Annotated in this window: 17 protein-coding genes and 3 tRNA genes; 9 read left to right on the plus strand and 11 right to left on the minus strand. The window is 61.0% G+C overall.

The features are described from left to right. Window positions 1-469: 469 nt before the first annotated feature. The 3 genes from HMPREF2919_RS02210 (at window position 470) to HMPREF2919_RS02220 (ending at window position 726) form a co-directional block, all read left to right on the plus strand. Window positions 470-541 (plus strand) — tRNA-Thr (locus tag HMPREF2919_RS02210). Window positions 542-579: 38 nt separating this feature from the next. After that, window positions 580-653: transfer RNA gene (locus tag HMPREF2919_RS02215), tRNA-Met, on the plus strand. 1 nt (window position 654) lies between these two features. Then, a tRNA-Thr gene (locus HMPREF2919_RS02220) sits at window positions 655-726 on the plus strand. Between the two features lie 183 nt (window positions 727-909). On the opposite strand, the gene HMPREF2919_RS02225 is transcribed toward HMPREF2919_RS02220, so the two are convergent. After that, window positions 910-1911 carry an LLM class flavin-dependent oxidoreductase gene (locus HMPREF2919_RS02225; protein WP_070593743.1) on the minus strand — a complete coding sequence of 334 codons (1002 nt, stop codon included), beginning with the start codon at window positions 1909-1911 and terminating at the stop codon, window positions 910-912. Between the two features lie 194 nt (window positions 1912-2105). Between HMPREF2919_RS02225 and HMPREF2919_RS02230 the strand changes: the two genes are divergently transcribed. The 3 genes from HMPREF2919_RS02230 to HMPREF2919_RS02240 all read left to right on the plus strand — a co-directional run bounded on the left by HMPREF2919_RS02230 (window position 2106) and on the right by HMPREF2919_RS02240 (window position 4372). Beyond that, the gene (locus tag HMPREF2919_RS02230; RefSeq protein WP_005504824.1) at window positions 2106-2558 is read left to right on the plus strand and encodes a MaoC family dehydratase N-terminal domain-containing protein; all 453 of its coding nucleotides are present in this window, start codon (window positions 2106-2108) and stop codon (window positions 2556-2558) included. Then, window positions 2558-3019 carry a MaoC family dehydratase gene (locus HMPREF2919_RS02235; RefSeq protein ID WP_049356309.1) on the plus strand — a complete coding sequence of 154 codons (462 nt, stop codon included), beginning with the start codon at window positions 2558-2560 and terminating at the stop codon, window positions 3017-3019. The genes HMPREF2919_RS02230 and HMPREF2919_RS02235 overlap by 1 nt, the downstream gene beginning before the upstream one ends. Window positions 3020-3265: 246 nt before the next feature. Beyond that, on the plus strand, window positions 3266-4372 hold the full coding sequence (locus tag HMPREF2919_RS02240; RefSeq protein WP_070593741.1) for a UDP-N-acetylmuramate dehydrogenase: 1107 nt from the start codon (window positions 3266-3268) through the stop codon (window positions 4370-4372). A gap of 117 nt (window positions 4373-4489) precedes the next feature. Here the strand turns inward: HMPREF2919_RS02240 and HMPREF2919_RS02245 are convergent, their stop codons facing one another. Continuing rightward, window positions 4490-5461 carry a hypothetical protein gene (locus HMPREF2919_RS02245; protein WP_049360515.1) on the minus strand — a complete coding sequence of 324 codons (972 nt, stop codon included), beginning with the start codon at window positions 5459-5461 and terminating at the stop codon, window positions 4490-4492. A 133-nt stretch (window positions 5462-5594) separates the two neighbouring features. Next, window positions 5595-7022: an MFS transporter gene (locus tag HMPREF2919_RS02250; RefSeq protein ID WP_049360513.1), complete on the minus strand. Its 1428-nt coding sequence runs from the start codon at window positions 7020-7022 to the stop codon at window positions 5595-5597. Window positions 7023-7238: 216 nt separating this feature from the next. Between HMPREF2919_RS02250 and HMPREF2919_RS02255 the strand changes: the two genes are divergently transcribed. Continuing rightward, window positions 7239-7628, plus strand: coding sequence for a PGPGW domain-containing protein (locus HMPREF2919_RS02255; RefSeq protein WP_049360511.1), 390 nt, complete (start codon window positions 7239-7241; stop codon window positions 7626-7628). A 106-nt stretch (window positions 7629-7734) separates the two neighbouring features. Here HMPREF2919_RS02255 and asd read toward each other — a convergent pair whose 3' ends face one another. The 7 genes from asd to HMPREF2919_RS02290 all read right to left on the minus strand — a co-directional run bounded on the left by asd (window position 7735) and on the right by HMPREF2919_RS02290 (window position 16333). Further along, on the minus strand, window positions 7735-8874 hold the full coding sequence (asd, locus tag HMPREF2919_RS02260; RefSeq protein ID WP_049349196.1) for an aspartate-semialdehyde dehydrogenase: 1140 nt from the start codon (window positions 8872-8874) through the stop codon (window positions 7735-7737). A 213-nt stretch (window positions 8875-9087) separates the two neighbouring features. Next, window positions 9088-9753: a dihydrofolate reductase gene (locus HMPREF2919_RS02265; protein WP_049347341.1), complete on the minus strand. Its 666-nt coding sequence runs from the start codon at window positions 9751-9753 to the stop codon at window positions 9088-9090. 24 nt (window positions 9754-9777) lie between these two features. Continuing rightward, window positions 9778-10659: a thymidylate synthase gene (locus HMPREF2919_RS02270; RefSeq protein ID WP_049341085.1), complete on the minus strand. Its 882-nt coding sequence runs from the start codon at window positions 10657-10659 to the stop codon at window positions 9778-9780. A gap of 153 nt (window positions 10660-10812) precedes the next feature. After that, the gene (locus HMPREF2919_RS02275) at window positions 10813-11820 is read right to left on the minus strand and encodes an NUDIX hydrolase (protein ID WP_049341087.1); all 1008 of its coding nucleotides are present in this window, start codon (window positions 11818-11820) and stop codon (window positions 10813-10815) included. A gap of 251 nt (window positions 11821-12071) precedes the next feature. Further along, on the minus strand, window positions 12072-14345 hold the full coding sequence (locus tag HMPREF2919_RS02280; RefSeq protein WP_080977136.1) for an RNA degradosome polyphosphate kinase: 2274 nt from the start codon (window positions 14343-14345) through the stop codon (window positions 12072-12074). A gap of 65 nt (window positions 14346-14410) precedes the next feature. Continuing rightward, on the minus strand, window positions 14411-15475 hold the full coding sequence (gene mshD, locus HMPREF2919_RS02285) for a mycothiol synthase (RefSeq protein WP_049349198.1): 1065 nt from the start codon (window positions 15473-15475) through the stop codon (window positions 14411-14413). 180 nt (window positions 15476-15655) lie between these two features. Then, window positions 15656-16333: a winged helix-turn-helix transcriptional regulator gene (locus HMPREF2919_RS02290; protein ID WP_080977137.1), complete on the minus strand. Its 678-nt coding sequence runs from the start codon at window positions 16331-16333 to the stop codon at window positions 15656-15658. Window positions 16334-16969: 636 nt separating this feature from the next. Here HMPREF2919_RS02290 and HMPREF2919_RS02295 point away from each other — a divergent pair. Together HMPREF2919_RS02295 and HMPREF2919_RS02300 are read left to right on the plus strand one after the other, a co-directional pair. After that, window positions 16970-17659, plus strand: coding sequence for a nitrobindin family protein (locus tag HMPREF2919_RS02295; RefSeq protein ID WP_049356321.1), 690 nt, complete (start codon window positions 16970-16972; stop codon window positions 17657-17659). 65 nt (window positions 17660-17724) lie between these two features. Next, window positions 17725-18960 (plus strand): CAF17-like 4Fe-4S cluster assembly/insertion protein YgfZ, encoded by a 1236-nt coding sequence (locus HMPREF2919_RS02300; protein ID WP_070666038.1) that lies wholly within the window; start codon window positions 17725-17727, stop codon window positions 18958-18960. 134 nt (window positions 18961-19094) lie between these two features. Here HMPREF2919_RS02300 and HMPREF2919_RS02305 read toward each other — a convergent pair whose 3' ends face one another. Next, window positions 19095-20126 carry a 6-phosphofructokinase gene (locus HMPREF2919_RS02305; RefSeq protein WP_049347329.1) on the minus strand — a complete coding sequence of 344 codons (1032 nt, stop codon included), beginning with the start codon at window positions 20124-20126 and terminating at the stop codon, window positions 19095-19097. Between the last annotated feature and the right edge of the window lie 36 nt (window positions 20127-20162).

A 20162-nucleotide genomic window follows, 5' to 3' on the forward strand; every position in this document is an offset into this window, starting at 1 on the left:
GCGGTAACCGTGACGGTGGCCGTGACTTCGGCGGTGACCGCGACTTCAAGCGTCGTGACTTCGGTGGTCGCGACTTCGGTGGCCGTGATAATCGTCGCGATGGCGGCTACCGCGGTAACCGTGACGGTGGCCGTGACTTCGGCGGCCGCGGCAAGCGCTACTAAGATTTCGGCTAAGCCTGAATCTGCGATATGAGGGGCTTGCTGAGTCTATCGGCTAGCAGCCTTGTCATCCGCAGATGAGTCAAAGACCGGCAGGGGAGCGATAAGCTCTCCTGCCGGTCTTTATGTATATGGGTGTTGATGTGTTTGCGTCAGCTGTTGCGGTGGTGCCTGATCATTACTGGGGCGCCTGGTCATTGCTGGGCTATCGTGCGGCAGGGCGGAGAACAGGAAAACGTTAAATGTGGTGCATGCCATAGCTTCTCCGCTTGCGAGCATTCTTGAAGACCTGTATAGTTTTACCTGTTGCCCCGATAGCTCAGTGGTAGAGCGCCATCTTGGTAAGATGGAGGTCCCGGGATCGATTCCCGGTCGGGGCTCTCTCATTAATTCATGCGAGAGCACGTATTAATGATGTGGCGGTGTAGCTCAGCTGGTTAGAGCGCACGACTCATAATCGTGAGGTCGACGGATCGAGCCCGTCCACCGCTACGCCCCGATAGCTCAGTGGTAGAGCGCCATCTTGGTAAGATGGAGGTCCCGGGATCGATTCCCGGTCGGGGCTCAGATAAGCCTGTCTCTTCGGAGGCAGGCTTTTTTGTTTGCCATTTTGTCTGCCTATTTTCTTTGCCTGAAGCCCGGTCTGCATGTGCTCAATAGGTACTCAGCCCCGCGGCCCGATGCCGGGCATAGCAAAGCCCCCGAGAAAAATACTCGGGGGCTTCATCTTTATGCTCTGATCGAAGCGTTAGGAGGCGCGGCGCACCACCGGCAGCTGGGACAGCAGCTCGTAGGAGCGCAGACGGTCCTCGTGCTCCCACGCCTCGGTCATGACGATGAGCTCGTCAGCGCCCGTGCGCGCCACCAGGTCCTCAATACGAGCCTGTGCGGTGGCGGGGGAGCCTACGATTGCTTCGGCGGTCATGCGTTCAATGTGCATCTTCTCCGCGTCGGTCCAGACGGCGTCCATATCTTCCACGGGAGGTGCGAAAGACAGATTGCCGCGCACCACGCCCAGGAAATGCTGCTGCTGGGTCGTGTACAGGTAGCGTGCTCGCTCGTCGGTATCGGCGAGCATTGCGGTTGCACCCACCATGACGTAGGGCTGTTCCAGGTGCTCGGAGGGCTTGAAGTTTGCGCGGTAGGTGTCTACCGCCTCCTGCAGCATTGCGGGCGCAAAATGCGAAGCGAACGCGTAGGGCAGACCCAGCTGTGCGGCAAGCTGCGCACCGAACAGGGAAGAACCCAGAATGTACAGGGGCACCTTCGAGCCCTGGCCGGGAATGGCGTGCACGCGGTGCATGGGGGAGGGCTCGCCCAGGAAGCGCTGCAGCTGCTGCACCTCGGCGGGGAAGCTCATGGCGGCAGAATCGTCGCGGCGCAGAGCGGCGGCGGTCATCGGGTCGGTGCCGGGCGCACGGCCCACACCCAGGTCAATACGGCCGGGGTGGAATGCGTTGAGGGTACCGAACTGCTCCGCCACCACGTAGGGTGCGTGGTTGGGGAGCATAATGCCGCCCGAACCCACGCGAATACGCTCGGTTGCGGCAGCGATCTCCGCCATGACCACGATGGTCGCCGAGGACAGCAGGGAGCCGGCATTGTGGTGCTCGGCGACCCAGAAACGCTCGTACCCGTAGGACTCAGCCGCGCGGGCGGCATCGATGGTGTTGAGCATGGTCTGGTGCTGGCTCTGGTCGGGGCGGTGCGGCATCAGGTCAAGCACCGAAATTTTTACGTTGGAAGACATAACTTTTCCTTCTGAAATAGATTGCGGGTACCCGTCCAGCCTACGCCTGCTTGGGCTGGATGGGTAGGGGCCTTCGCTAGCAGGTAAAAATGCGACGAAATACTGCACGCCTGCACGCCGGTTACCTGTACAGTGGTCTGTCCACTCTGTACGTTTGAGCTGAACACTGTGCACAAGAACGGTAGACTGAAATCATGAGCATTAACCCTGAGATTGTGGGCAGGGTCTACCCGTCCGAGAACACCTACGTTGTCGGTCGCGAAAAGATCCGCGAATTTGCCCGAGCAGTTCACGCAGAAAACCCCCTCCACCACGACGTTGAGGCAGCCCGCGCGGCAGGGTACGCAGATGTGATTGCCCCGCCGACCTTCGCCATTATCCTGGCGCAGGCAGCTGACGCGGCACTCATCAACGACGATTCCGCCGGTATTGATTTCTCCCGCGTGGTGCACGCCGACCAGCGCTTCACCCACCACCGCCCCATCGTTGCCGGTGATGAGCTGCGCACCGAAGTTCACGTGGACTCCGTGCGCGTTATGGGTGCCGGCGCAATGCTGACTACCCGTGAAGAAATCGTTGACGCGCAGGGCGAGCCGGTCACCACCTGCATTTCTTCCCTGCTGGTTCGTGCTGAGGAGGAAAACTAATGGTGCGTTTTGAAGAGCTTGAAAAGGGCCAGGACATCGGTTCGCGTACCGTGGAGCTCTCCCGCGCTTCGCTGGTGCGTTACGCTGGCGCATCCGGTGACTTCAATCCGATTCACTGGAACGAGCGTTTTGCTCAGTCGGTGGGCCTGTCCGGCGTGATCGCTCACGGCATGCTGACCATGGGTACCGCCGTGCAGCTCGTGAGCGACTGGGCGGGCGACCCTGGCGCGATCGTGGACTACCAGACTCGATTCACCAAGCCCGTTCCCGTGGCGGATGCACCCGGCGGCGAAAACCCCGACACCCCCACGAACGCCCTGACCATCAGCGGTAAGGTGGGCGCCCTGAACGAGGAGGAGCGCACCGCCCGCATTGACCTGACCGTCACCGCTCGTGATGAGGAAGGCAAGGAGCAGAAGGTTCTGATGAAGAGCCAGGCTGTGGTTCGTCTCTCGGCATAGAGTTTCTGTGCTTGCAGATAGCCGTGTGAAAGCAATTATGTGAAAGCCCTGGCGCTACCCGATGAGGTGGTGCCGGGGCTTTTGTGCGCTCGGCTGTGTGCTCGGCAGCGCGCTCACCGACGCAGGTGGTGGCGCTTCTTTCTGCGGGAGGCGCGCCGGAAAATGAAGGCAAAATCACCATAAGGTTTTCGTGACTTTAACGCGTGGCGGGTGTTGACCCCGCACAACGACAGGTATTCTTAACCTATGACTGAAAAGCTGTTGAGCGAACTGACCACCGCCCAGGTAGGCGGCCCCGCTAAGACCTACGTCCGCCCCACCTCCGAAGCAGAAATTATCGAAGCAGTCTCCGCTGCAGACGCCGCAGGCGAACCCGTCCTCATCGTGGGCGGCGGCTCCAACCTGCTGGTTTCCGACGAAGGCTTCAACGGAACCGTCGTGCACATCGCCTCCGAAGGCGTAGAGGTCCTGCCCATCCCCGCATGCGGCGGCGCGAACGTGCGCGTGCAGGCGGGCACCATCTGGGACGACTTCGTGAAGCTCAGCATCGAGAACGAATGGGTTGGCCCCGCGGCTCTCTCCGGCATCCCCGGCACTGTGGGTGCAACCCCCGTGCAGAACGTCGGCGCATACGGCGTTGAGGTGGGCGAGTTCATCGCCTCCGTACGCACCTGGGACCGTGAAAAGAACACTCGGAAGACCTTCGCGAGCGCAGACCTGCGCTTCGGCTACCGCGACTCGGTGCTCAAGCGGGCAACCGTCAACGGCTCGCCCCGCTACGTGGTGCTGACCGTTGATTTCCAGTTCACCCTCGGTAGCCTGTCCTCCCCGATTCGTTACGCCGAGCTGGCGAAGAGCCTGGGCGTTGAGCCCGGTCAGCGCGCCGAATCCGCACTGGTACGCGAAAAGGTGCTGGAGCTGCGCGGCTCCAAGGGTATGGTGCTCAACCCCGAGGACCGTGACACCTTCTCCACCGGTTCCTTCTTCACCAACCCGATTGTTCCGCGCTCGACCCTGGATTCCCTGCCCGAGGGCGCCCCGAACTTCCCGGTGGTCGTGAAGACTTCCCCGTTCACCGCGGGTGTCGAGGACCCCGATCACGTGAAGCTTTCGGCTGCTTGGCTGATTCAGCACGCCGGTTTCGAGAAGGGCTTTGGCCTGGAGGGTGAGTCTCGCGAGATTGCTCAGGGCCGTGCGAGCCTGTCGACCAAGCACACCCTGGCGATTACGAACCGCGGCGGCGCATCCGCTGAGGACATCTTCGCTATCGCCCGCGCTGTGCGCGACGGCGTGCGTGAACGTTTTGGTGTGACCCTGGTTCCTGAGCCTGTCGTTGTCAACGGCGAAATCTAAACGCTTAACTTCTCGCCTTTCGTAGCGCTAGGACGCATAGAATAAACGCTTCAGAATAAACGCTTCGGGCGGTCTCTGATAAAGAGGCCGCCCGAAGCGTTGTATTGACCCGCTGAGCTAGTGGCGAGGGGAGGAGATACGTGCCTGCCCCGGCAGGTAGGGCCTGCGCTTGGGCGCTGTGCGCGTTGCCGCAAGGGGAGCGGCGGGCAGGTGCTCCATCAGTACCTGAACCGCCAGGGGAAGCTTCTGCGGCGGGCTGGGGGCGTGGAAAATCGGCTTATGGCGCGTGGGCCGGTACGGGTAGTATTCCGCATCCTCGCTGTGCGACCAGACAAGGTTGCCGAACTCGCCGGGAACGGGGGAAAGCACGTTGGCGTAGTAGGCGCGCGTCTGCAGATCGGCACGCTCGGAGGCGCCGGTAGTGGTGCCGGTGGATACGCCGCTGGGCACGCGGTCCTGCTCGATGATGAGGGCGCGGACCATGCCGCCTACGGTGCTGATCGCGTTTACGTGTAGGGCGAGCAAATCCCCGTCCTTGTGGTCGACCTGTACCTGCCCGTCCGCGAGGATTTGGGTGCCCATTGTGATGCTGCTGGCGATTCCTTCGCAGAGGGCGCGGATGAGCGCCATGCGTGCAGGGTAGAGGTCTGCGATATCCCAGCCGATGAGGGCGGGCGCGGCGGAATTGCCTGCGTATTCCTCGCAGGATTCGTAGGCTACGACGTCCACGTAGCCGCGGGCGATGGGCTCACGGTCGTAGGGGCGGCCGTCGCGCTGTTCCCAGAAGCTGAGGGCGGTTGCGGTGAAGACAGCCTGGCCGTCGCGTACGGCGACGCTGAGCGTAAAGTCCTGTGGGTAGCCGTTTTTGGTGCGCGGGCGCAGGGTGATTGCGCGGGTATATTCGTTGAATTCCTCGGGCCAGTCCAAGTAGTAGCTCATTTTTGCCCCATCGCTACGGTGCACGGTGAGTTCGCCCGGCAGCAGCATGGCTTCGGGCACGCCGCCGGCACGTTCGGTGGCGTAGTGTTCGCTCACGGGCCAGGGGCTGAACTCTGTGCGGTAGGGGTTGGAGAGGAAGGAATCGAGCATAGAACGTATCCTCTCATAGTTTGAGGTTGTGGCGCACGGTTAGAGGGCTTAAATGACAAATGAGCTGTCCCTTCTGATTGCTCGGAAAGAGCGTTCAGGAGGGACAGCTCATATTGTAGGGCGTGCCGCTCGTTTAGAGGGATTCGCCGCGGCGTTCAGGCAGCAGGAACACGGTGGTTGCCGCTACCAGGAACGCGGTGGAGAAGAGCGTAAAGAGCAGCGGGGTTCCACCGAAAGCGACCAGCGGCGGCACAATGAGCGGCGCCGCGATGGAGGCGATACGACCAATACCGGCGGCGGCACCGGTGCCGGTTCCGCGCAGGTGGGTCGGGAAGATCTCCGGGCTCAGGGCGTAGAGGGCACCCCACGCGCCGAGGTTGAAGAAGGAGAGCATGCAACCGGCGAGGATAATGAATACCTCGGAGTGCGCCATGCCGTAGCCAGCAGCCGCCAGTGCGGAGCCGAGAAGGAAGGTCGCCAGGGTTGCGCGTCGGCCCCACTTTTCGATGAGGTAGGCGGCGACCGCGTATCCGGGCAGCTGGGCGAGGGTCATGATGAGCGTGAACGCGAAGGACTTCACGAGGCTGAAGCCCTGAGCGTTCAGCAGCGCCGGAATCCAGATGAACGCGCCGTAGTAGGAGAGGTTGATGCAGAACCAGATGACGCACAGGGCGATGGTCTTGCGGCGCTGACCGGCAGCCCAGATGGAGTGGATTTTCGCGGATTCTGCGTTGTCGGCACTTTCTGCGGCACCGTGTGCGGAAGCGTCTTCGGTCTGCTTCTTACCGGTTCGGGAGAAAAGCGCGGGGGAGGCCTCGAAACGTTCGACCACCTGGCGTGCCTGATCGTGCTTGCCGACCGACTCCAGGAAGCGCACGGACTCGGGGGTTCCTATACGGATCACGAGAGAGTAGATGGCGGGAATCAGACCGATGGCAAGCGCCCAACGCCAGCCGTTCGCCTGCGGAACGATGAAGGTACCGATGAGAGCGGCGAGAATCCAGCCCAGAGCCCAGAAAGCCTCCAGGGCGACCACGACGCGGCCGCGGATAGCGCGAGGCGAGAACTCAGAAATCAGGGTGGACGCCACGGGAAGTTCCGCGCCCAGACCCAGACCAACCAGGAAACGGAAGACGAGCAGCACACCCAGGGAGGTTGCCAGGGCGGAGGCACCGGTCGCCAGACCGTAAATCAGCAGGGTAAGGGCGAAGATGTAGCGGCGGCCGAGCTTATCGGCGAGTAGGCCGCCGAAGGTTGCGCCGAGCGCCATGCCGGCGAATCCGATGGATCCGAGCCAGGAGGCTTCGGTGGGGCTGAGCTGCCATTCCTTGATGAGTGCCGCCATGACGAAGGAGATGAGGCCGACGTCCATGGCGTCCAGCGCCCAGCCGAGACCCGAGATGCCCAGGAGCTTGCCGTGGGCGCGGGTGAAGGGCAGGTTTTCGAGGCGTTCGTTGAGGGTCGGTGCGGCGTTGCGTTCAGTAGCGGGTGCAGAGGTACCAGCGGGTGCAACAGCGTTGGTGCGGTGTGAGTCCGTCGATGCGGGACGTGAGGAGGACACGGTAGTGGGTCGCTTCCTTAGTGTTTAGGCACAAGTGCCGGGTGAATTGTTCCATTACAGTGTATAAAGGTACTTTCGACTTGAACACTATTGAAACGAAAAAATTTTGAAGATGACGGAAAAATCTCAACATGAAGAAATCTTTCACAGCCGTCGCCCAGCGGTAGGTGCTATTCTCTAACCACCGCCGCCCGGTGAAACTCACCTACGGCACGTTTGGAAGGACCAACCCTGAAAACCCTCGAAGATGAAGTCAAGGAAAGCGAAACCAGTCGTTTCCACCGCTGGCTCGAAGCCCGCAAGGAGCGCATGCACGCGCATCCGGTCATGCGTCATCTCTACAAGCCCCTCGTCATCGGCGTGGGCGCCTTCTGCTTTATCGCCGGACTGATTATGCTCGTCACCCCCGGCCCCGGCTGGCTGTTCATCTTTATCGGCCTGGGCATTTGGGGTACCGAATTCACCTGGGCACGCCGCGCCAATATTTTTATGAAGCACGTGGTGCTCACCGCCTGGTACCGCTACCGCGCCTGGCGACAGCAGCGCAAGGAACGCAAAGCCGCACGTAAGGCAGAACGCAAAGCCGCCGCCGCAAACCAGCGCTAAACCAGCTCGCGCTAACCCCACACGCGCTATACGCAGGCACAAAAAGCCCTCGCTCCCATCCGAAAAGAACGGTAGCGAGGGCTTTCTTATAGCTTGTCAGTGAGCTTTAGAGCTTGCCAATAGCAATCTGCAGCATACGGCGAATCGGCTCAGCAGCACCCCACAGCAGCTGGTCACCCACGGTGAACGCGCTAATGTACTCGGGGCCCATAGCGAGCTTACGTACGCGGCCGACCGGAATCTCCAGAGAACCGGAAGCAGCCACGGGGGTCAGCTGCTCCATGGACGCCTCACGCTCGTTCGGCACGAAGCGAACCCAGGGGTTATCCTCGGCGATGATGCGCTCGATCTCCTCCAGCGGCAGGTCCTTCTTGAGCTTGATGGTCAGCGCCTGAGAGTGCGAGCGCATTGCAGCGATACGGACGCACAGGCCGTCCATGGTGATCTTGTCGTCTTCGGGGCGGCCCAGAATCTTGTTGGTCTCGACCTCAGCCTTCCACTCTTCGCGGGACTGGCCATTACCCAGGTCGGAGTCAATCCAGGGAATCAGAGAGCCGGAGAGCGGCACACCGAACTGGGAAGAATCCAGCTCGCCGGAGCGCTGCTTAGCGAGAACCTTGCGGTCAATGTCCAGGATTGCGGATGCGGGGTCGTTCAGCTCCTCGGAGACCTCGTTGCCCAGGTCGCGGAACTGTGCGAGCACCTCACGCATGTGGCGTGCGCCGCCGCCGGAAGCAGCCTGGTAGGTCATGGAGGTTGCCCACTCGACCAGGTCGTTCTTGAAGAGGCCGCCCAGGCCCATCAGCAGGCAGGAGACGGTGCAGTTACCGCCGACGAAGTCCTTCACTCCGGATGCCAGACCGCGGTCGATGACGTCGCGGTTGATGGGGTCCAGCACGATGATGGAGTCATCGTTCATGCGCAGGGTGGAAGCGGCGTCAATCCACAGGCCGTCCCAGCCAGCTGCACGCAGCTTCGGGTGCACAGCCTCGGTGTAGCCACCGCCCTGAGCGGTCACAATAATCGAGTGCTTACGCAGCTCGTCAATGTCGTATGCGTCCTTCAGCTCGGACGGCTCAATTACGCCGTCGAAGGTGGGCGCCGCGCCACCAACATTAGAGGTGGTGAAGAAGACGGGGGTAATGCCCTCGAAATCGCCTTCCTCAACCATGCGCTTCATGAGGACGGAGCCCACCATGCCGCGCCAACCAACAAAACCTACAGAGTCACCGGGATTAAAGTTCATGGTTCCCAGTGTACTCTCAGGCTGGCGGGTGCGGACTAACACCGTACAAAAAATCTGATATTCGGAACGGGATATTCTGCGGAGGCGCTGGTCTCGGTACCGGTTATGCACCGCGGAGGCGTTAAAAGCACTCAAGCCCGCGGCGCTCCGGGTGGAGTAGCCGCAGGCTTGAAATGCATGTCTATATCGGCGAGTGAACGAGGGAAGCTTGAGCTAGATACGTTCGAGGCGCTGGAACGAGAAGTACATGGGGTTCTTCGTGCCCGACTCATCGAGCAGGTAGCCCTTCTCGCTCTTCTCCCAGGCGCTCTCGGAGACCGTCCGCCAGCACCCGTTCGGGGAGATACACGCACAGTTACCCTGAGAATCTGCAAGCTGCAGCTCGGGCGCTCGCGTATCGCCGGTAATCTCGTTGCCCTCCTGGCAGTAGAAGAGGGTCCGTTCCACCGTCTTCACCCGACCGAAAGCGGGCAGGTTGGTGCGGGAGAGCGCCTCCGCGTACACGGAGCCGCCGCCAAGAATCCAGGCGTCGACTGCGGGGGTATCCGCGGTAACGGTATCCGCGGGGGTATCCTCAACCGGCGCGCCCACGGCGTCACGAGCCGCGTACAGCGCCGCATCCAGCGAAGGAACCCACAGGGCGCCATCACGCTCTTGCGCCTCGGCCACAGAACGGCTAATCACAATATTCGTACGGCCCGGCAGAGGGCGAAAACGCGGCGGGAAGGACTCCCACGTGCGGCGACCCATAATCACCGGAGCACCCAGCGTCACCTTCTTGAAATGCACCAAATCCTCCGGGGCGCGCCAGGGCATATCCCCGTCACGACCAATGATGCCGGCATCGGTTTGAGCCCAAATAGCACCCAGACGATACATCATGCCTCCTAGAACTACCTACAGTTAGACCGCAATCGGTGCGGCAATACCGGGATGGTGCTTATAATCCACCAGCTCAAAGTCTTCATACTCGTAATCGAAGATAGAAGGCTTCTTGGTCTTAATAACCAGCTTCGGGTACGGGTAGGGTTCGCGCGGCGGGTAGGGGTTACCCTCCGGGTCGGTGCCGTAGCCCAGCTGCTTCTTCACCTGCTCCAGGTGGTTCGAGTAGATGTGGCAGTCGCCGCCGGTCCAGATGAACTCGCCCGGCACCATGCCGACCTCTTCAGCAATCAGGTAGGTCAGCAATGCATACGAGGCGATGTTGAAGGGCACGCCCAGGAACATGTCGGCACTACGCTGGTACAGCTGGCAGGACAGCTCCTTCACACCGTCCGGACGCTCGTACACGTAGAACTGGAACAGCGCGTGGCAGGGCGGAAGCGCCATGCTATCCACCTCGGCGGGGTTCCACGCCGAAACAATATGACGGCGAGAGCTCGGGTTGTTCTTCAGAGACTCAATAACCTTCGCAATCTGGTCAATCGTGCCGCCATCGGGGGTCGGCCACGAACGCCACTGCACGCCGTACACCGGGCCCAAATCGCCGTTCTCATCAGCCCACTCATCCCAAATGGTCACGCCGCGCTCCTGCAACCAGCGCACATTCGACGAACCGCGCAAGAACCACAGCAGCTCAATAGCAACCGACTTGAAGTGCACACGCTTGGTGGTAATCAGCGGGAACGACTCACGCAGATCAAAACGCATCTGACGGCCGAAAACACCGAAGGTGCCGGTGCCGGTACGGTCGGAACGCTGCGCATCCGCCGTAATGGCGTCCTTGTTCTCCTCGAGGATTTCGCGCAGAAGATCTTCATAGGGCGTGGGGATTGCGTGAGTCATAAGAAAAACCTTGAATCCTGTCAGTAGACGTGAGAGACGGCAAAGAAGCAACCGCCCCTCTATTGTACAACCCGCAAACGGGGTGCAGGTAGAGCAAACGCGCTGAGCATAAAGCCCAGCGCGCTCGCCGTTAGAAGATAAAAGATATGGATGCTAGTCCAGTGCCGCGCGTACACGCTCCACCGAGACAATACGCGGGTCATCGCCCTCGGTCACCTGCAGGACCAGGGCATCGCCGGGCTCCAGGTACGGGTCCTCAGTCGGAAGGACCTCCGCGGAACCCTCAAACAGGTACTCGCGCAGAACATCCATCACCTGCGGCAGTACCGGGCGGTGGGTGCACAGCAGGGATGAAGAATCCTTATCGAACAGCGAAGCCACCACGCGGGCAGTACGCGCCGGGTGACGCTGAGCCCCAGCCTCCGACAGGGACTTCTTCTCCTTTACCGAAACACCGTAATCCACCGAATACGGGGTCACGGTCTGAACGCAACGCAGCCACGGGGAAGAAATAATGCGGCTCGGAGCCCACGCCGCAAAGAGACGGCTAGAAGCCAGCGCCTGACGCTTACCGGTAGCCGCGAGCGGACGGTCATCCTCAGCAGCAGCCCAGTTCGAACGCGGCTTAGCCTTCGCGTGGCGGGCAATCAGAATCGGGCGGGTACGTAGTGCATCCGCCTCAGCCAGGGCTTCCAGAGATTCCAGAGGCGCCAAATCATCCTCGTTAGTCAGCAGAGCGCGAGCCACGTCAGTGGTTACCCAGCGCAGCTCATCCACTTCACCCTCATCAGCCAGGGCGCGGGCACCGTCGGGCAGTTCAGCAGCCCAGTAGAAAACATCCTTCGGACGGCCACCCACCGGGTAGGAAGTCACCGCCAGGGGCACACCCAGAACAACCTGCAGACCGACCTCTTCGCGAATCTCACGAATAGCGGTCTCAGCAAGGGACTCGCCCGGATCCTGCTTGCCCTTAGGCCAGGACCAGTCGTCATAACGAGGGCGGTGAATGATCAGGACCTCAAGCGCACCATCGCGCATACGCCAAATCAGTGCGCCAGAAGCAACAATATCCGCAGTGTTCGCGGGGGAACGGTCAATGCTGTTGACCGCGTCAAAACGTCGTGCCGAGTAGTAGATGGAGGGGGAATCCAGCGGTGCCATATCTCTCTCTGAACCTCTTCGCTAGGCTTGTGCACAATGCCAGGGGGCACCATGCTCCGCGTCTAATTGTAGGCGAGAGAACGGTCAAGTTGTAATCTCAACGTAACCTGTTGTTCACTTTTGCGTTAAGTGCACTAGTCCACCGTACGTTTTTGCACGACACGCGGAAAACCCCGCCTGCCCCACGCCACAAAGCGCGAGAACAGACGGGGCTCATCACCAGAAATCACCGGTAGGTCAGCGGCACATCCTTAGACCTTATCCACCACGTTCTTACGGGAACGCGAGCTCAGGTAGTACGACTGCACATCCTGCAGCGGGTTGCCCTGATCGTCGGTGTCGTGGCGGGTCCAGCTACCCTCAGAATCCAGGTGCCAAGTACGCGAAGAATCACTCATGTAGATGGTGAACATATCACGCAGATACTTCACGTGGCGCGGATCCTTCACCGGCACAAGCGCCTCAATACGGCGGTCCAGGTTGCGGTGCATCATATCGGCAGAGCCAATGTAGACAATCGGGTCGCCGCCGTTCTCGAAAGCAAACACGCGCGAGTGCTCCAAGAAACGACCCAGCACCGAACGGACGCGAATATTCTCACTCAGACCCTTAACGCCCGGGCGCAGCGCGCAAATACCGCGAACCACCACATCCACCGGCACACCAGCCTGCGAAGCGCGGTACAGCGAATCGATGACGGCCTCATCCACCATGGAGTTGCACTTGAACTGAATCTTCGCCGGACGGCCCGCCTTGTGGTTCTCAATCTCCTGATCAATGCACTCAATCAGGCCGCTACGCAGAGTACGCGGCGCCACCAGCAGCGACTGGTAGTTGGTCTTCGGCGCGTAACCAGACAGCTGGTTGAACAGGCGGGAGACATCCTCACAAATCTGCTCATCGCAGGTGATGATGCCCAAATCCTCGTAGAAACGAGCCGTCGACGGGTGGTAGTTACCGGTACCAATATGAGCGTAACGACGCAGGTGGTTACCCTCGCGGCGTACCACCAGAGACAGCTTGCAGTGAGTCTTCAGACCCACGATGCCGTACACCACATGCACGCCAGCGCGCTCCAGCTTACGAGCCCACGAGATGTTGGCTTCCTCATCAAAGCGAGCCTTAATCTCCACCAGCGCCACAACCTGCTTGCCAGCCTCAGCTGCCTCAATCAGCGCATCCACAATAGGGGAATCGCCACTGGTGCGGTACAGAGTCTGCTTAATCGCCTGAACACGCGGGTCAGCGGCAGCCTGCGCCAGGAACGCCTGCACACTGGTCGCAAACGAATCGTACGGGTGGTGCAGCAACACGTCGTGGTCGCGGGCGGCAGCGAAAACGTCTGCAGCCTTCGCAGTCTCGGTAGCATTGAGCCAGCGGGAAGTGTGCGCAATGTGCTTGGGGTAGTGCAGAGCCGGGCGGTTCGCGCGAACAATCGCACTCATGCCGCGCAGATCAAGCGGAGCCGGCAGGCGGTACACCTCGGACTCGTCGATGTTCAGCTCAGAAATCAGCAGATCCAGGATGGTCGGGTTGATGGTGTCCTCAACCTCCAGTCGGACCGGCGGACCGAAACGACGGCGCAGAAGCTCCTTCTCCAGAGCCTTCAGCAGGTTCTCTGCATCGTCCTCTTCCACCTCAAGATCCTCGTTACGGGTCACGCGGAAGACGTGGTGCTCCACAACCTCCATGCCCGGGAAGAGGGTATCCAGGTGCTCAGCAATGATGTCTTCCAGAGCAATGTAGCGGCTCTCGCGGCCCGCAGTGTTGGCGGCGCGCGAACCATCCACAGAGACCATACGGTCCAGCTGATCGGGCACCTTCACGCGCGCGAACAGCTCCTTGCCGGTCTGCGGGTTACGCACCAGCACCGCAAGGTTCAGCGACAGACCCGAAATGTAGGGGAAGGGATGCGCCGGGTCAACCGCCAGCGGAGTCAGAATCGGGAAAATGTCGCGCATGAAATCCTGACGCAGACGCTGCTTAGCATCCGCATCCAGGTCGTTCCAACCCACAATGCGGATGTTCTGCTCCTCCAGAGCCGGAAGAACCTGGTTGTGGAACACATCAGCGTGACGAGCCTGCAGCTGGTGGGCGCGTTCAGCGATCTCTTCCATCTGCTCCTCGGGGCTCAGACCGGCAGCCGAAGGAACCGCCAGACCGGTCGCAATGCGACGCTTCAGACCCGCCACACGCACCATGAAGAACTCGTCCAGGTTAGATGCCACAATCGCCAGGAAGTTCAGACGCTCCAGCAGGAACAGGTTCGGGTCCTCCGCGAGCTCCAGCACGCGGGTGTTGAAATCCAGCCAGCTGCTCTCACGGTCAAAGAAACGATCTGGACCGAACTCCTCTTCCAAGCTGAAGTAGGAGCGCTTCTCACCCTTCTCAATGCGGTCACCGCGAGATTCGGCGCGCTCAATCTTCGAAATATCGTGGCCAATGTGAATGACACCGGTCATGGGCGCAGGCTCAGACGGCTTGGGCTTAGGCGCCTTATTCAGGCCATTGGGGGCGGGTACCATACTGTACTTGCCTTTCTGATCGGGGATAAGTCGTGAAGACGCACGCCAAAGACGGCGTACAGAAACTATGCGGCAGGCTCATCCTGCTGCGCGGGAGCGTACATGCGATCAACCGTCGCCACACCAAAGCCCAGGGAAGTGTAGAGGGCGTAGGCGGTGTCATTATCGGCGTCCACGTACAGGTCAATGGCGCGCAGCGGCTCGCCGTTCTCATCCTCAGCGCACGCCAGGTATGCCAGCGCGCGCAGAGTGAGGGTGCGGCCCAAGCCGCCTCCCTGAGCCTGCGGGCTCACACCCACCACATAAATCTCGCCGGAGGGGGATAGTTCGCCCTGCTCCTGACCGGTAGGGATCTTCGTCCAGGTGAATGCCGCAATGGCGGAGTCATCATCCACCTCGGAGGCGATGAAGAAACCCTCGGGGCGGAACCAGGGGGAGCCGGTGCGCTCGCGCAAATCAGCAAGGGTGAGTTTGCCCTGCTCCGGGTGGTGCGCAAAAGCGGCGGCGTTCACGCGAAGCCAGGGGAATTCGTCCGCGCCGGTGAAGGTGCGCATGCGCAGGTTCTCCGGCAGAGTGCGCGCATCGGAGCGTTCCACAAGCTCTTCGCGGGTCTGCGCGTCCAGGGGCAGAACCATCTTGTACAGCACACGCACCGGCTCGAAACCGTGCAGGGTTGCAAACGCGTGGGCGGGGCTTTCAATACCGGTGTCGGTGGCGCTACCGTGAACCCAGAGGCGGTAGCGGGTCGCGTCATCGCCCAGCTGGCGGACGGCGTGGTCGAAGAATGCGCTACCTACGCCTTGTCCGCGGTATTCGGGGGCGACGGCTGCCTCAATCACGCCGGTATCTTCGTCGTTGGCGGGGGTGAGCGCCACAAAGACGGCAGCGAGGGTGCCGTTATCCTCGGCGACAAAGAAACGCGGAGGGGTCAGGGTGCTTTCGCGGAGTGCCTTACTCAGCTCAATGCGGGTCTGCTCGGAGAACGCCGAGACGCCGTCATGGCGGGCAACCTTCTGCGCGAAGGAATCGAAGCGTTCCAGCAGCTCTTCGGTGAGCTGCGGTTCTGCGTAGACCGGGGTGCTTGCAGTGGACAGGGTGGAGGTTTCGGGTGTCTGGTTGTCTACCATCATCGCCTTCTTTCGTAGCCTTCTGATTCAACTCTACCGGGGATAGTTGCTCTTTGGAGAGTTTGTTCTCCGTCCTGGGCGAATATGACAAGAACCGGAACATTTACGCATTCTGGTACTCGGCGCAGCACCGGGGCAACTCGCAGAGCGGGTACACCAAATGAGGGGTTGGCGCCGCGAAATTTAGCGGGTGCTATTGAAGGAATACCCCACATTACGCACGGTCGAAATCATCTGCTCGTACTCGGTACCGAGCTTGGAACGCAGACGACGCACGTGCACGTCCACGGTGCGGGTACCGCCGTAGTAGGAGTCGTAACCCCACACTTCGGAGAGCAACTGGGCGCGGGAGAAGACCCGTCCGGGGTGCTGCGCCATGAATTTGAGCAGTTCAAACTCTTTGAAGGTCAGGTTCAGTGCGGTACCGGAAAGATGCGCGGAGTACGCCTGGGCGTCAATCACGAGGTTGCCTGCGCGTACCACTCGTTCCTGCTGGTTTTCTTCTTCAGCGGTTGCTTCCCTTTTGATGGCAAGACGCAGACGCGCATCCATTTCGGAAGGGGAGGCCTGGTCAGAGACAATATCGTCCACCTGCCAGGAGGCGGCAACAGCCGCCATGCCACCTTCGTTCAGGAGTGCGATGAGCGGCAACTGTACGCCGGCGGCGCGCAGTAGCTGGGCGCAGTGGCGTGCTTTAACGAGGGCGGTGCGGGCATCGACCATGAGCAGGTCGAATGTCTCGGTTTCGAGAGCCGTATGGGCGGTGTCGAGGGGGAAAACGTGTACCTTGTGGCTGAGTAGACTCAGCGAGGGAATCATATCCTGCGCGGCGGTATCGCTCAGAAGCGCAATACGGTACACACCCTCTCCTTTCCCAGGTATTTCCCGTGTAAAACTTTTGGCTCTTTCTAGTGTACTCGCCAGGCTGTGACGCGGCTGTGGGCGCCGGTGTAGACCGGGCCGAATATCGTATTCCGGACTGTTCGTACAGGCTTCTCAGCTGGCTATGATGGGGCACCTACCCGGATTCTGCGGGGCTAATATCTTGCTGGCGCCGGGTGGGGCGTATGCCTGTTGAGAATCGTGCTGTTCACTATGTTTCTGCCGCTGATTCTCGCCCTTTCGGGGCGGGTCTATGGTAGGTTTAAGGCATGGAAAACAATCTTATGGCTCTTGAAGCTCTCTTCATGTCGCTGATGGCTATCATCTCCGTGTGCATCGGTATCGGTGCATTCGCAGTGTTGCGTGGCCTCTTCAGCGGTCAGAAGTAGTCTTCCCCGCACAGAGCAGAAGCATCGCCCACACAGGGCTTTAGGCGGTCGTACGGTTCGTACCGCCTCGCCAATGACGGCGTGAACCCCCACCCGGTCCCCTCCGGTTGGGGGTTTTCTTTATGCTGCCCGCCGTACCATTTACTCTGCAGGAGGCGGTGCTACCCCGTGCCGTGAGCGAACGAATAGGGTGCCGTTTTTACGCTCGGGTACTAAAATGGGAGGTATGGCTATTGAAATCCCTACCAACCTAACCCCTGAACTTGTTCCCTTCGCATGGCTGCTCGGCACCTGGGAAGGTACCGGAACCATGTGGTACGAAGGCCAGGAAAACACCCCCTTCGGCCAGATTATTACTTTTGAGCAGGATGGTCTGCCCTTCATCGAATACCGCGCTGAGTCTTTCCTGCTCGATGACGAGGGTCAGAAGCTGCGCCCCATCACCGTTGAAACCGGTTTCTGGCAGATTGACCGCCCCCTGACCGACGCTGACGGCGGCTTCGGCATTGTCCCCAAAGACGTTGTTCCCGCCTTCGCTGACGCGGCAAGTGTAGAGACTCTCCGCAATGCCGACGACGGATTCTCCCTGCTGGCGACCATTGCGCACCCCGGCGGCATTAGCGAAAACTACGTGGGCATGGTCAAGGGCCCGGTTATTCGCATGCAGACCGGCAACCTACTGCGCGATGATATTTCCCACGACTACGCAGGCTCCGTGCGTCTGTGGGGCCTGGTCAACGGCAACCTCATGTGGGACTGGGAGGTCGCAGACGCTGAGGGTAAGCTGCACAAGCACGCCTCCGCTGAACTGCGCAAGACCTCCTCGATGACCGGCGATTCCCTGGGAACCTCGATGTTCGGTTCCCTGGACGGCGAAGAGCCCACCGGCGAGCCCGACTCCGAGCCCACCGCCTAATAACTAACTTGTGTCTGCCCCGCCGGTCGGCGGGGCAGACTCTTTGCGTGAAAGGTGCACCTTCCGTGACTGAATCTTCGCTTGAAGCGCCTCAGGCTGAGGTACCCCAGCCCGATGCCGCCCGCCCGGTGAGCCCCCTGCTGAGCCTGCACGGCGCTTTTGCCGCCTCCGGGCTGGATGCCGGCGTCGCCGCACACTACGGCAACCCCATGCTGGAGCAACGCGCCCTCAGCTTCGACCGCTCCGCCAGCGCGGATGAGCCGCTAGTGCTGGTGGACCGCTCCTCCCTGGGTGTAGTGCGTGTTGAGGGGCCGGACCGCCAGACCTGGCTGACCTCCATTGCCTCGCAGATTCTGACCGGCATGACCGCCGGGGAGAGCCGCGAGTTCCTGCTGCTTTCCCCTCAGGGCCGCGTGGAGTACGCACCCGCCGCAATTGAAGACGGCGAGGCACTCTGGCTGATCGTGGAAGGCTACCAGGCACAGCCGCTGACCGATTACCTAAACCGCATGAAGTTCATGATGCGCGTTGAGGTGCAGAACCTCAGCGACGAGTACGCGGTACTGGAGAGCGCCCGCAACCCGATCCAGCAGGACGGCTCGGTGCATCCGGCACTCGCTGAGTGCAAGCCGCTGGTGTGGGAGGACCCTTGGCACACTCCGGCACCGGGTAGCTACCGTTACGATGAGGCGGGCGATAATCACCCGGGCGCGGACTACGTGCGTTTCTTGAGCATTGTGCCGCGCTCTGTTCTGTCCGCCCTGGCTGAATCTTCGGACGCGCGTTTTGCGGGTCTGTGGGCTGCGGAGGCTCTGCGTATTGAGGCGTGGCGCCCCCGCTACGGCACTGAAGCTGACGATAAGACCATCCCGCAGGAGCTGGATTACACCCGTACGGCGGTGCATTTCGATAAGGGCTGCTACAAGGGGCAGGAGACGGTGGCCCGCGTGCATAACCTGGGTCGCCCACCGCGCCGCCTGGTGTTCTTGGATATTGATGGTTCTGAGCACACCCTGCCGGCGGCAGGTAGCGAGCTGTTCGTGGAGGGCAAGTCCCGCCCGGTCGGTCGTATTACCTCGGTGGCGTTGCATTACGAGGCGGGCCCGATTGCGCTGGCTGTGATTAAGCGTGGCGTTGATCCGCAGGCGCCTTTGCGCGCGGTTGACGGCGGCGACTTCCTGCCCGATGGTTCGCCGGCACCGGCTACCGAGTATGCGGTGGCTCAGACGACGGTGGTTTCGCCGGAGTCCGGTGAGGTTGCGCGTCGTTCTTTGGCGGGTCAGGACTTCTTGAAGCGCTAGACGCTCCCGACCCAAAACCGCCTGAACTAGAACCCATCCCAACTAGAACCGCGGAGGCGGACACCCGTTACGAGTGCCCGCCTCCGCGGTTGTTTTAGTATGTGTGCCCAGCTAATGCGCTGAGGCTGTGGGGTTTAGCGGCCGAAGAGGACGGCTGCTTCTTCCCAACGTTCCTGAGGTACAGACTTCAGACCGTCCAGTGCCTCTTCGAGGGGTACGTACTTGATTTCGGTGCCCTGAACGGAGACCATCTTGCCCCACTGCTTCTGAGCGACCATGTCGACTGCGCCCATGCCCAGGCGGGTTGCGAGCACGCGGTCGTAGCCGGTGGGTGCGCCACCGCGCTGGATGTGGCCCAGGATGGTGTTACGGGTTTCGACGCCGGTCATCTTCTCGATTTCGTGGGTGATGTACTCACCGATACCACCGAGGCGGGGACGACCGTCCTTCTCGGTACCCTTGTTTGCCATGACGTCGTCGAAGCCTTCGGGGATGAAGCCTTCAGCCACAACAACCAGGGGAGAGCGGCCGCGGTCGTGTACTTCCTTGACCCACTCTGCAACCTGCTCCATGGAGACCTTGACCTCGGGGATCAGGATTGCGTGTGCACCTGCAGCCATACCGGAGTGCAGGGCGATCCAACCGACGTGGCGGCCCATGACCTCTGCGACCATGCAGCGGTGGTGCGATTCACCGGTGGTGCGGATGCGGTCCATTGCCTCGGTTGCGATGGACACTGCGGTGTCGAAGCCGAAGGTGTAGTCGGTTGCGCGCAAATCGTTGTCGATGGTCTTGGGAACACCGATGACGGGCAGGCCTGCGTCTGCCAGACGCTTTGCGCCTGCGAGGGTGCCTTCACCACCGATAGCGACGATTGCGTCGATGCCGTGGCGTTCCATCATGATTTCGATGTTCTCGGGGCCACCGTTGGGGCCGTCGAAGGGGTTGGTGCGGGAGGTACCGATGATGGTGCCGCCCTGGGATGCCAGGCCGCGGACCTTCTGGCGGGGCAGGTCCATGTAGTCGCCTTCAACGACGCCGCGCCAGCCATCGCGGAAGCCGACGAACTCGTAGCCGTACTTCTTGACGCCGTTGAGGACAGCGCCGCGGATGACAGCGTTCAGGCCGGGGCAGTCGCCGCCGGAAGTAAGCAGACCGATCTTCATGGTTGGCTCCTAATGTCTGCGCATTTTAGGTGTTGT

Source organism: Rothia sp. HMSC068E02, assembly GCF_001813565.1.
GTDB lineage: Bacteria > Actinomycetota > Actinomycetes > Actinomycetales > Micrococcaceae > Rothia.